This is a genomic window from Secundilactobacillus mixtipabuli, from assembly GCF_002217925.1.
Taxonomy (GTDB): Bacteria; Bacillota; Bacilli; order Lactobacillales; family Lactobacillaceae; genus Secundilactobacillus; species Secundilactobacillus mixtipabuli.
Map to the genome: position 1 here is coordinate 1 of NZ_BCMF01000019.1, position 12,000 is coordinate 12,000.

Below are 12,000 nucleotides of genomic sequence, written 5' to 3' on the forward strand. Positions count from 1 at the left end.
TACCATTATCCAAAAAATCAGACAAGCTTAAGGCTTATTTAGTGTGCGCTATTTTCGATACATTATCAAAATAAATTCATCTCGTAAGTCGCTTCATACTTGACTTATGGTAGAAAAATAACAGCTCAAGCGGTTTACAAACCATCGCTTGAGCTGTTATTACAGGTCCCTTTTTAGCCCTTATTTAATCAAATTTAACCGGTGCCACATAATCATCGATTGGATGTGCATCCGTCAAGGCTCGCACACCTTGTCGGACTTGTTCAAGTACGGCTTCATCATCATGGTGTTCAATTGCGGTAACGATCAGCTGCGCAACTTGTTTAGCATCAGCTTCCTTGAAACCTCTCGTGGTAATGGCAGGTGTCCCCAACCGAATCCCAGAGGTCTTAAATGGACTGAGCTTTTCGTTAGGAATCGCTTCTTTATTAGTCGTAATCATGACACTATCCAATAATTCCTGAGTTTGTTTACCATTCAGGTCAGTCTGGCTAACGTCTAAAGTCATCAGGTGGTTATCAGTTCCACCCGAGACAACCCGGACCTTCTCAGCTTCATTGAAAACTGCAGCCATTGCCTGTGCATTCTTAATAATCTGAGCCGCATAATCCTTAAACTCTGGCTGTAAGTCTTCTAAGAAGGTGGTTGCCTTCCCTGCAATCACGTGTTCCAATGGGCCGCCTTGAGTCCCAGGGAAAACGGCAGAGTTGATCTGCTTAGCATACTTTTCCTGCGACAAGATCAAGCCGCCACGAGGACCGCGAAGGGTTTTATGCGTGGTTGTTGTCACGACATCCGCAATACCGACTGGCGATGGGTGTAACCCAGTCGCAACCAATCCGGCGATGTGAGCCATATCCACCATAAAGTAAGCCCCAACTTCGTCTGCAATATCTCTGAAAGCCTGCCAGTCAATAATGCGACTGTATGCTGAGGCTCCCGCAACAATCATCTTAGGCTTAACTTTTAACGCTAAATCACGAATCATATCGTAATCCAGCAGTTCGGTTTCCGGGTTCAAGCCGTAACTGTATGATTCGTAGAGTTTACCACTAAAATTAACCTTAGCACCGTGAGTCAAATGACCACCCGAATCTAAGCCCATGCCCAAGATGGTATCGCCAGGCTTCAAAAAAGCAGCGTACGTTGCTTGATTTGCCTGAGAACCAGAGTGAGGTTGAACATTGGCATATTCGGCGTGGAAGAGTTCTTTTGCACGTTCAATGGCAAGGTTCTCAACAACGTCAATAAATTCATTTCCGCCATAGTAACGTTTTGACGGATAGCCTTCAGAATACTTATTGGTCAGTACTGAACCTTGGGCTGCTCGAACAGCTTGGGAAACAATATTTTCAGAAGCAATTAACTCAATATTATGCTGTTGACGGTCCTGCTCTTGACTAATGGCTTGCCATAACTTCGGGTCTTGTGTTTGGTAATTCAACTCAATCAGCTCCTTGGCATTTGATAGGTCTTAGTTTAACAAATTTAAGCTTAAAAAGAAAGGGTCTAGACCGAATAAAGACAAACAAATCAAAAAAGCAAGTGATATTCATTCGTTACTTAGCGAACATCACTTGCCAGTTTAAACTTAAAGTTCAGGTATAAAGTCCTATTTTGAAAAGTGCATCCCACCAGCTGACTTATCCAGCCGGTTCATGTAGGCAGCGCCTAACCCCGTATTTTCAAATCCTTCGGTAAAAATCACTTTCACTTCAGATTCTAGATCAAAGTGACGTAGCCCTGCAAATAACAGGTGAGTAGCACTACGAATATCCTTACCTAAAGAATAAGCTTCCACGTTTTCAGGCACTGACAACTGCGCCAGTACATCTTCTGTTGCCATGACACCAATGGCCTCATTTTGCTTTGCAGCCCATGCCATTGCCGCGTCAAAGTCCGCAGGGTGATCAACGATTTCTACCTGGGCACTTGGTGCATAGTGCTTGTATTTCATTCCTGGTGCTTTAGGCGTTTCATTAGCACCGACATGATGATGATCAGCTTTCACATCGCCAATGACCTGTTCCAATTCAGCTACTGTCACTGCTCCTGGACGAAGGATGGTTGGTGTCTCAGTTGACATGTCGATGATGGTTGATTCGACGCCTACTTGAGTCGGACCATCGTCGACGATGCCGGCAATTTTACCGTTTAAATCATGATAAACATGTTTGGCAAGCGTCGGGCTAGGCTTCCCTGACGTATTTGCAGATGGACCAACGATCGGAATTCCGGCGGTAGCAATCAATTTAAGTGTCACCTGGTTTTTAGGCATTCGAAAGGCCGCAGTGTCCAACCCGCCTGTCACCGTCTTTGATAATGTTCCTGGTTTTAACGGTAAAACAATGGTTAATGAACCGGGCCAAAAATGAGCCATTAACTGCTTAACTTGATCAGATAAGGGCTGCGCGTAGTGCTCAACCATTTCGATGGATGAAACCGTCACAATCAGCGGGTTATCACTGGGACGCCCCTTGGCAGCATAAACATTGCTAGCAGCCTGTTCATTTGTCGCATCTGCCCCTAATCCGTAAACTGTTTCGGTTGGAAAGGCAATCAATTCGCCCTGTTTTAACAGCTTAGCTGCAGCTTCAACTTCAGCTGGTTTAAAAATTTTAGTTTCCATAAAATTACTCCTATTCTGGTTAAAGAATGATGTCCCTAACCCAACTTGACCTGAACCATCCGGTCATGGCCCGACATATCTTGACGAACAATGACTTGGGCTTTTGGAAAAGCTGCATTAAAAATCTGTTTAACTGCACTGCCTTGGTGAAACCCAATTTCAAGAAACACTTCGTTTGCGGTAACGACCCCTTGCTTGAGCTGGTCAGCTAACTGTTCATATATGGCGAGGCCCTGGTGATCTGCAAATAGCGCCATTGATGGCTCACTGGCGAGGACGTCCGCATCCATTTCATCCTCTTCAGCGTGTGAAATATACGGTGGATTACTGACAATCACGTCAAATCGTGAACCGGCAACTGGCATTAATAAGTTGCCTTGGACCAGCGTCACATCAACATTCAATCGGTCAGCATTTTCCTTCGCAACTGCCAAAGCTGCCTGAGACAAATCAGTGAGTGTGATTTGCCACTCAGCCCGTTGCTTTTTCAGCGTCAGCCCGATTGCGCCGCTGCCCGTACCCACATCTAGAACTGATAATTGAGCGTTCGCGTGTTCTGATAGTACCCATTCGACCAACTCTTCAGTTTCCTGCCGAGGAATCAGGACGTTTGGATTAACCACAAACCGTTCGCCATAAAATGGGGCGGTGCCAATAATATACTGCGGTGGCACGCCTGCAACATATTGCTGAATGGCATCAACATACTGCTGATCTAAGGCAGTAGGAATCGGCTGACGATATTTAATGAGCAAGTGGGTCTGATCCAAGTGACTGAGTTCTTGCAGCAAGTATGTCGCAGCCGACTCATCCAACCGGTTTTTCTGAACAAACAAAGAAGCCCATTTGAGGGCTTCATAGTAGGTACGATTAGCCATTAAGCTGCTCCATCTTTTGCGTTTGATCATACAAGATCAACGCATCAATGATATCATCCAAATCACCATTCATAATTTTATCTAGCTTGTTCAAGGTCAGGCCAATGCGATGATCAGTCACTCGGTTTTGAGGATAGTTATAAGTCCGGATTCGTTCGGAACGGTCCCCTGTTCCCACAGCTGACTTTCGTTTTTCATCATAGGCATTTTCTTCTTGTTCGTGGTAGTAGTTATAAACACGAGCACGCAGAATTTTCATCGCTTTGGCACGGTTTTGCTGTTGTGACCGTTCATCTTGCATCGCAACCACGATACCGGTTGGCAAGTGGGTCATCCGAACAGCTGAACTGGTTTTGTTAATGTGTTGGCCACCAGCACCTGAAGAACGGTAAACATCGGTCCGAATATCCTTTGGATCAATATCAACATCAACGTCTTCTGCTTCTGGCATCACCCCAACGGTCGCCGTAGAGGTATGCAAACGGCCCGCTGACTCGGTAACGGGTACCCGTTGAACCCGGTGAGCGCCATTCTCGTATTTCAGTTTAGAATAGACTTTGTCACCACTGATCAGCATGACAATTTCTTTAAAGCCACCAACTTCAGTTTCGTTTTTATCAACGATTTCAACTTTCCAACCCTGCTTTTCAGCATAGCGGGAATACATATCAAATAAGTCGGCCGCAAATAAACTGGCTTCGTCACCACCAGCAGCCCCATGAATTTCCATCACGATGTTTTTATCATCGTTAGGATCCTTAGGCAGCAGCAGTACCTTGATTTGTTCTTCTAGCTTTTCCTTTTGATCTTCAAGATCTTTTAATTCATCTTTGACCATGCTGGTCATATCGTCGTCAAGTTTTTCGCGAAGCATCTCGTTATCTTCATCGATTTGACCCGTTACTTTTTGATACTTCCGGTAAGCCTCCACCGTCTCTCTGAGATCGGCTTCTTCTTTTGACAGCTCCATGAAGCGCCGCGTATCCGCAATCACTTCTGGATCACTGATCAGCTCGTTAAGTTCATCATAACGGTCGACCAGTGCTTGTAATCTATCGAACATTTCGTCCATGTTAACTCTCCTATTCTTCGCCTAATAAATCCATTGGTGGATTATAGTAGTGTTTTCTGCAGACGGGGTAATATGATTCATTACCACCGATTTGAATCTGTTCACCCTCATAAACCGGTTTATTATCGTGAAAACGAAGATTCATTGTCGCCTTTTTGGCACAGAACCAGCAAATTGTCTTCATTTCTTCGAGTTTATCAGCATACAGCAACAGGTATTTTGACCCTTCAAACAACTCGTTGCGAAAGTCGTTCTTCAACCCAAATGCCATCACGGGAATCTTTAATTCATCCACGATCTTAGCTAACTCAAAAACGTGGGCCTTGGTCAAAAATTGAGCTTCATCGATCAGGACACAATTAGCCTTGGGGTTGATATTTTCAACCATTTTAAAGATATCATCGTCATGAAAGACTGGAATTGCTTCGCGTTTTAAACCGATTCGACTGGAAACTAAACCGACGCCATCACGGTTGTCTTTACCGCTAGTCATAATAATAACTGGCTTATTTTGTTCCTCGTAATTATGTGCTACTTTTAAAATTTCAATGGTTTTCCCACTGTTCATTGCCCCGTACTTAAAAAATAACTGTGCCAATAGTCTCAATCTCCACTCTTCGCAAATTTCTCATCTATTATAGCGGATTTAACGTTAAAATTCACCCTCTGCTCGTCGATATTCACGAGTGAAATCGTTTTTTTAATTAAATCCGCACTGGTTCACGGCTTATTTAACTGAAACATGGTAAAATATATGCTTAGTGAAATCGAAAAAATAGTTTCTGTGGCTGCTAAGACAGCAACACAGGACAAGGAGCGAAAACAATGACTTTACGAAGTAACGTAGCTGCCTTTGCGGGCAGATCCTCATACTGGTTTCTGCATACGTTTTTAAAGGGCGGCAGTTCTCTGCCTGGCAAAATCACCACCAAAATCGATCCAGAGATTCTTAAACATTTAGGACAGAATTACGATGTCATCGTCATTACTGGGACAAACGGTAAAACGTTGACTACGGCCTTAACCGTTCGCGTTTTAAAGCAAAAATACAGTCACATTCTAACCAATCCCACTGGCTCCAACATGGAACAGGGGATCGTCACAACGTTTCTGCGGGCTCCCAAAGTTAAAGGGGCTCGGCCAATTGCCGTGTTGGAAGTTGATGAAGCCAACGTCATCAAGGTAACTAAATACATCAAACCTAAGGCCTTCGTCTTTACCAACATCTTTCGGGATCAAATGGACCGTTACGGCGAAATCTACACCACCTATCAAAAAATCATCGACGGTGTGGCTTTAGCACCAGAAGCTACCATTATTGCTAATGGGGATGCCCCAATTTTTCATTCTAAGAACCTGCCCAACCCGGTCATTTACTATGGCTTTAAAGATCCTGAAGAAAAAGACATCAAGGCTAAGCCGAATACGGACGGCGTTTTATGTCCTAACTGCCAGCATATCTTGCATTACAGATATCTCACTTACAGTAATCTCGGCAAATACTTCTGTCCCAATTGCGGCTACCAGCGTCCCGAGCTTAAATTTGCGGTGACAAAGGTAACTGATCTGACGCCTACAAGCTCAGAATTTGAAGTCGATAATCACCCGATGAAGATTGAAATCGGTGGCCTATACAACATTTATAATGCGTTAGCCGCTTATGCTGTGGGTCGTTTTCTCGGCGTCACGCCAGAGCAGATCGACACCGCGTTTAGTGAAGATAAAAAAGTCTTTGGCCGTCAAGAAGTGATTCATTTAGACGGCAAACAAGTCACTTTGATCTTAGTTAAAAACCCTGTGGGCCTTAATCAAGTGCTCGACATGATTGCGACTGACAAGAAGCCCTTCTCATTCGTTGGCCTGCTAAATGCTAATTATGCTGATGGTATTGATACCAGCTGGATCTGGGATGGCAATTTTGAAAAGCTGCCCCACTTAAACATTCCTGCTTACATTACGGGCGGTGAGCGGTATAAAGATATCACTTTCCGTTTAAAGGTCGCGGGTGTTCCTGACAACAAGCATCAAGTGGTACCTGAATTAAAAGACGTGGTCGAAAAGATTAAGACTTTACCAACCGAACACGTTTATGTTTTGGCAACCTACACCGCTGTGTTACAATTACGAAAATTATTAGCCGATCAAGGCTATATCAAGGAGGGTATGGGAGCATGACCTACGAATTAAATGTGGCTCACCTCTACGGCGACCTGATGAATACTTATGGGGACGTCGGCAATCTCTTGGCTTTGAATTACTATGCTAAACAAATGGACGTTAAGCTGAACGTGGAAGTTGTTAGTTTAGAGCAGGATTTTGATGCAAATAAGTTTGACCTCGCCTTTTTCGGTGGCGGTCAAGACTTTGAACAAGTTATCGTTTCCAAGGATATTCAGACGAAGAAGCAAGCTTTGACTGATTTCATTGAAGATGGCGGTCCTGTGTTAGCAATTTGCGGCGGCTTTCAATTATTAGGACACTACTACGTCGACGCCAAGGGCGATAAGATCCCTGGTATCGGTGCGCTTGATCACTACACGCTTTCCCAGGATAACCATCGTTTCATCGGTGATATTGTGATTAAAAATGAAGAAACCGGCGAAACCTACCATGGCTTTGAAAACCACCAAGGCCGGACATTCTTAGGCAAGAACGAACGGCCGCTGGGTAACGTCATCGAAGGTAAGGGAAACAACGGTGAAGACGGTACTGAAGGCGCCATTTATAAGAACGTCTTCTGCTCTTATTTTCACGGCCCAATTTTAACTCGAAACGGCAACCTAGCTAAACGGCTATTGGTAGCTGCCCTTCAGCGCAGTTATCCCGATGCTGATTTAACTTCACAAGAAGCACTGCCAATTCCAGCAACTTTTTAAATCAAAACAAAAGGCCATCACAATAGCTGTTCACAGCTGTCGTGATGGCCTTTTTGTCTCCCTTCAGGCAAACTTATTGAACTGTATAGGCACTTTTTTCCGTTAAGTAAGTGTTGATAATTGCATTTCTACGGGCTAAAAAAGCCTCATTGGGGGCAACTGGGTGCACCCGGTTAGAAAGAAAGACCATTCCTTGACGCGTTTTTAAATCTAACACTAAAAAGGTGCCCGTATAACCACTATGCCAGATGCAGCGATGAGGTGTTGGTAATTTGGCTTGTAGCAGCGCCCAACCAAAGGACCGCCACTGGTGATGAAGGGGTGTTTGATCAGCTAACAGGGCGCCCTTTTGAGCCTGTGTGATTGGCTGTCTGCTATCTGAAAGCATTGCCTTTTCAAACAAAATCAAGTCATTTAAAGTGCTAAAAAGGCCCGCAGAGCCACAGCGTTCTTTGAGTACAAACGCTTTGGGGTCATGGACCACACCGCGAATCAGATGACGCGTTGGCGACACTTCTGTTGGCACGCACTGCGAGGGGTCAGCTGGTTGAAAAGTACTTGTTTTCATTCCTAAAGGCTGTAAAACAGACTGGGTAATTAAGGTTTGTATCGGCTGACCCAGTATTCGTTCAGCAATCCAGCCAAGGAAAATAAAATTAATATCTGAATACACCATTTTTCGTTCAAAATTCTCGCCAACGTGAAGCCCCAATAACGCCTGGTGCAGCTCTTTGGCCGTTAATTTGTTCCGATGTGGGATATACCCGGTGATGCCCGAAGTGTGCGTCATTAAATGCCTGATGGTCAACCGAGTGTCTTGCCATTCTGGCAGATAGCTGTGCACGGCATCCGTTAGTGCCAGCTTACCAGCAGTAACCAACTGTAAAATAACATTCACCGTGCCAACTACTTTTGTTAAGGAGGCTAGATCATAAAGTTGATTCGGTTTTAAGGGCTCATAGCTAGGAACTAGGGCTTCGGCGCCATACATTCCCTTTTGAACCCGCTGACCATCAATATAAGCATAGCTTACGCCTGGGACTACACCATCTTTGACTAACTTAGTTATCGCTTCAACTGTTTTTTCATACATTTAGTTTAAAACTCCCTCATGCTTCTTTCCTCTAGAATAACATAGAGCCAGCAACTGCCCCATCATTTGGAGAGCTGCTAGCTCTATCTTTACTAAATTGATTACATTTAAAGGGCGATTTTTTGAATCCAGCCTTCTGGTGCTTCAACATCGCCAAATTGAATCCCTGTCAACGTGTCATAAAGCTTTTGCGTTACGGGACCAACTTCAGTTTCGCTATAAAAAACGTGAAGCTGGTTTTGATACTCAATCCCGCCAATCGGTGCGATCACCGCAGCCGTACCCATAGCACCAGCTTCAGTAAACCGGTCGAGGTCATCAATATAGACATCGCCTTCTACCGGCTTCATGCCAAGATAATGTTCGGCTAAATACAGGAGTGAATACTTCGTAATACTTGGTAAAATTGAATCCGATTTGGGTGTGACAAACTCGTTGTTCTGTGTAACACCAAAGAAATTAGCCGATCCAGCTTCTTCGATCTTAGTATGGGTAGCTGGATCTAGATAAATCACATCCGAAAAACCAGCTTTGTGTGCTTCATCACCTGGCAACAGGCTGCCACCATAGTTACCGCCAACCTTACTTTGACCCGTTCCGTGAGGCGCAGCGCGATCATAATAAGACGTCGTGAAGTTAGTTGGCTTTACGCCACCTTTGTAATAGGCACCAACGGGCATCGCAAAGATAGTAAATAAGTATTCCGGTGCGGGATGCACACCAATATTTTCACCAATTCCAATCATCAGCGGCCGTAAATAAAGCGTACCGCCAGTCCCATATGGTGGCACGTAATCAGCATTAGCCTTCACGACTGATTTAACCGCTGCAATAAACTTGTCTGCTGGAAACGAAGGCATTAATAAACGATCACAGCTTTGTTGCATTCGAGCTGCGTTACGGTCCGGCCGAAATAATTGGATATCGCCATTTTTAGTCCGATACGCTTTTAATCCCTCAAAATCCGCTTGCCCATAATGTAAAGCAGTCGAGCCTTCGTTAATATGTAACGTTGAGTCGCCAGTGAGTTGACCATCATCCCATTGGCCATCCTTATAATGTGCTAGAAAACGATAAGGTAGATCCAGATAGTTAAACCCTAAGTTTTGCCAATCAATCTCTGATGGTGCTGGTGCCTTTGCCAATAGAACCACTCCTTAAAGGTTATCATTAAATAATTATGAGCTTTATTTTCTAATTTTAATAGATTTTATGCTCAATCAACTAAGATGTCAAGCACGCTCATGACCACTCGTCACCTTTGCCGAATCCTTGCGGCAGGCTCCTGCCATCTGCTACAATGTGAATGCAAGTAAACGCATAAAAGTGAAAAGAGGTTAACTCCTTGGCAAGTAATTCAGATTCAATTTATAACGTCCTCACTTTTGTGGCCCGTCACCCAGACCGGGTGATCTTCAAGCCACGTGAGTACGCTAACACCATCACAGTCGGTATTCCTGATAGTGTAAAGGTTTCTAATCCTGAAATTTACTTTCCTAGCGACCGTCTCAGCGTAAATTTGATGGCTGATGCCTTCGTTGGGGAAAACGGCGATCTACTCAATCATTTCTACGAACTAACAAAGCAATCCAAACCAGATTATCGTGAAGTTTGGGTGACAACTAGTCACTTAAAACGACAAAATTTATACCTGTTAGACCTCTCTTTTGAATAGTAAGGTGCTAACACAAAAAGATGTGACACAACTCGGTAGATTCCAGAATATAACACCAAATAACTTCATTCCGATGGGCTTTATCATCGGGATGGCGTTATTTGGTGTTATATGGCAGGAATCTGAGTTGTAGAACAGATTAAGGCTATATTCAAGTAATGAACTAAAACAAATTTTAGAATGTATGTGCGTCAAGAAATTAAATCCTTATCGATATTAACTTATGCCACACCTGTTTTGATTGGTTAAAAAGATTAATCAAATGAATTTTATTCAATAAAAAAACCGTCATCATTGACTGGTGAAAATCAATGATAACGGCTAAAAATATGATTGGGTATACTGGGCTCGAACCAGTAACTTACGGATTCAGAGTCCGCTGCCTTACCAATTTGGCGAATACCCAATAACTATCTGACAAGATAATAGTTTAGCGGTTTTTGAAATTATTGTCAACAATAAACCAGTAAATTCAGGATAAAATGCATGATTAACAATCCCGAACGAATATTCTATCAGATACATTGACTTTTACCGTAAAATCGTGTAAATTATTATATTGTGTTAAGTCATTTTAATACGCTACATTCATAACCTTGCCCGCTGGTCAAATTGGTTAAGACGTCGCCCTCTCAAGGCGGAGTTACGGGTTCGATCCCCGTGCGGGTGATTGATCAACAAATGAGGTTAATCGAAAAGCTTCCGAACACTGATTTAATGGTGTTTGAAGCTTTTTTTATTATCTCATGCAACGGTTGTTTAATTTTTTATTTTATTCTTTCAATAAGTGATGCTTCCATTCACTGTTTTGATACAGTAGTTAACATAGATGATTATAAGTGAGGGATTAGATGATTTTTTCTTGGGGAATTATTATTATTTTAGCTCTTGGCCTAATGTCAGGCTACCGTCGCGGGTTTGTCTCGGTTGTGATGTCCCTTCTGGCATATATCATTGCGTGGCTTATCGCCACAATTTTTAGTCAGGCACTAGCTGAATTTCTATTTCACGCCTTTACTTCTTCAAACTCGGCAATGATACCAATACCAAGAATGCTATCTGGTGGTGTGTTCTTTGTATTATTTGGCCTGGCCTATTCAATCGTGCGACGAATTGGCAGAGATATGAATATGATCACACGACTTCCTGTCATCCACTCAGTTAATGCATTAGTTGGTGCTTTTTTAAACTTTATTGTTCGTTATCTGCTCATCTTTTTAGTTTTAAACCTTTTACTGCTGTTTCCCAATCAATGGATTCAAACGCAGTATCAGGATTCTCCGATAGCACAGAACATTGTTAAAAACACCCCTGTGATGTCTAAGGAATTCATTCAAATGTGGCAGTCTCACCAAACTGAATGATCACATGTATGGGCCTTGGAAATAGTTAAAAATAAATTGTAAAGGAAAGTGAACATCTTGATGACAATGATTGTATTAGGGCTTCTCTTATTCTTTGGCTTACGGCTTTTTCTAGGCCTCTTTGGCTGGTTTTTTAGAATCTTAGGCCTTTTAATTTTGGGCGGTTTGGTGCTAGTTTTTGCATCCTCCTTCATTGGTATTTTTGCAATCATCATCGTTGTCCTATTAGGTAGTTGGTTATTTAACGCCTTCTCCAACGTCTAAAAATCAATTTAAGATTAAACCACAAAAAAATGGCTCTACAATATCTGTTGTTGGTAATAGATTCTATCTATTACTGATAACAGATTTTTTGTACACTATTAACTAATAACAAAACGGGCATTCCCGCCCGTTCATTAAAATCAACCACG

General features: G+C 43.0%; 12 protein-coding genes and 2 tRNA genes. 6 read left to right on the plus strand and 8 right to left on the minus strand.

The features are described from left to right. Positions 1-184 precede the first annotated feature (184 nt). The 5 genes from glyA to IWT5_RS11640 form a co-directional block, all read right to left on the minus strand. Positions 185-1,444: a serine hydroxymethyltransferase gene (glyA, locus tag IWT5_RS11620; RefSeq protein ID WP_089110103.1), complete on the minus strand. Its 1,260-nt coding sequence runs from the start codon at positions 1,442-1,444 to the stop codon at positions 185-187. A 168-nt stretch (positions 1,445-1,612) separates the two neighbouring features. Beyond that, positions 1,613-2,629 carry an L-threonylcarbamoyladenylate synthase gene (locus IWT5_RS11625; protein ID WP_089110104.1) on the minus strand — a complete coding sequence of 339 codons (1,017 nt, stop codon included), beginning with the start codon at positions 2,627-2,629 and terminating at the stop codon, positions 1,613-1,615. Positions 2,630-2,664: 35 nt separating this feature from the next. Further along, on the minus strand, positions 2,665-3,507 hold the full coding sequence (gene prmC, locus IWT5_RS11630; RefSeq protein WP_089110105.1) for a peptide chain release factor N(5)-glutamine methyltransferase: 843 nt from the start codon (positions 3,505-3,507) through the stop codon (positions 2,665-2,667). Continuing rightward, positions 3,500-4,579: a peptide chain release factor 1 gene (prfA, locus tag IWT5_RS11635; protein WP_089110106.1), complete on the minus strand. Its 1,080-nt coding sequence runs from the start codon at positions 4,577-4,579 to the stop codon at positions 3,500-3,502. Before prfA ends, prmC begins: the two co-directional genes overlap by 8 nt. Before the next feature lie 10 nt (positions 4,580-4,589). Beyond that, entirely contained in the window at positions 4,590-5,177 is a 588-nt protein-coding gene (locus IWT5_RS11640) for a thymidine kinase (RefSeq protein ID WP_089110107.1), read from the minus strand. Between the two features lie 227 nt (positions 5,178-5,404). Between IWT5_RS11640 and IWT5_RS11645 the strand changes: the two genes are divergently transcribed. Continuing rightward, positions 5,405-6,754, plus strand: a complete 1,350-nt coding sequence (locus IWT5_RS11645) for a Mur ligase family protein (RefSeq protein WP_089110108.1) — start codon at positions 5,405-5,407, stop codon at positions 6,752-6,754. Continuing rightward, positions 6,751-7,455, plus strand: coding sequence for a type 1 glutamine amidotransferase (locus IWT5_RS11650; protein WP_089110109.1), 705 nt, complete (start codon positions 6,751-6,753; stop codon positions 7,453-7,455). Before IWT5_RS11645 ends, IWT5_RS11650 begins: the two co-directional genes overlap by 4 nt. Before the next feature lie 73 nt (positions 7,456-7,528). Here the strand turns inward: IWT5_RS11650 and IWT5_RS11655 are convergent, their stop codons facing one another. Continuing rightward, positions 7,529-8,548 carry a serine hydrolase domain-containing protein gene (locus IWT5_RS11655; protein ID WP_089110110.1) on the minus strand — a complete coding sequence of 340 codons (1,020 nt, stop codon included), beginning with the start codon at positions 8,546-8,548 and terminating at the stop codon, positions 7,529-7,531. A 107-nt stretch (positions 8,549-8,655) separates the two neighbouring features. Next, the gene (locus tag IWT5_RS11660; protein WP_089110111.1) at positions 8,656-9,693 is read right to left on the minus strand and encodes a branched-chain amino acid aminotransferase; all 1,038 of its coding nucleotides are present in this window, start codon (positions 9,691-9,693) and stop codon (positions 8,656-8,658) included. A gap of 200 nt (positions 9,694-9,893) precedes the next feature. Between IWT5_RS11660 and IWT5_RS11665 the strand changes: the two genes are divergently transcribed. After that, positions 9,894-10,223: a hypothetical protein gene (locus IWT5_RS11665; protein ID WP_089110112.1), complete on the plus strand. Its 330-nt coding sequence runs from the start codon at positions 9,894-9,896 to the stop codon at positions 10,221-10,223. 333 nt (positions 10,224-10,556) lie between these two features. Here the strand turns inward: IWT5_RS11665 and IWT5_RS11670 are convergent. After that, positions 10,557-10,629, minus strand: a tRNA-Gln gene (locus IWT5_RS11670). Positions 10,630-10,820: 191 nt separating this feature from the next. Between IWT5_RS11670 and IWT5_RS11675 the strand changes: the two genes are divergently transcribed. The 3 genes from IWT5_RS11675 to IWT5_RS11685 all read left to right on the plus strand — a co-directional run bounded on the left by IWT5_RS11675 (position 10,821) and on the right by IWT5_RS11685 (position 11,851). Then, positions 10,821-10,893, plus strand: a tRNA-Glu gene (locus IWT5_RS11675). A gap of 181 nt (positions 10,894-11,074) precedes the next feature. Continuing rightward, positions 11,075-11,587 (plus strand): CvpA family protein, encoded by a 513-nt coding sequence (locus IWT5_RS11680; protein WP_089110113.1) that lies wholly within the window; start codon positions 11,075-11,077, stop codon positions 11,585-11,587. Positions 11,588-11,647: 60 nt separating this feature from the next. Beyond that, positions 11,648-11,851 (plus strand): hypothetical protein, encoded by a 204-nt coding sequence (locus IWT5_RS11685; RefSeq protein WP_143443102.1) that lies wholly within the window; start codon positions 11,648-11,650, stop codon positions 11,849-11,851. Positions 11,852-12,000 lie beyond the last annotated feature (149 nt).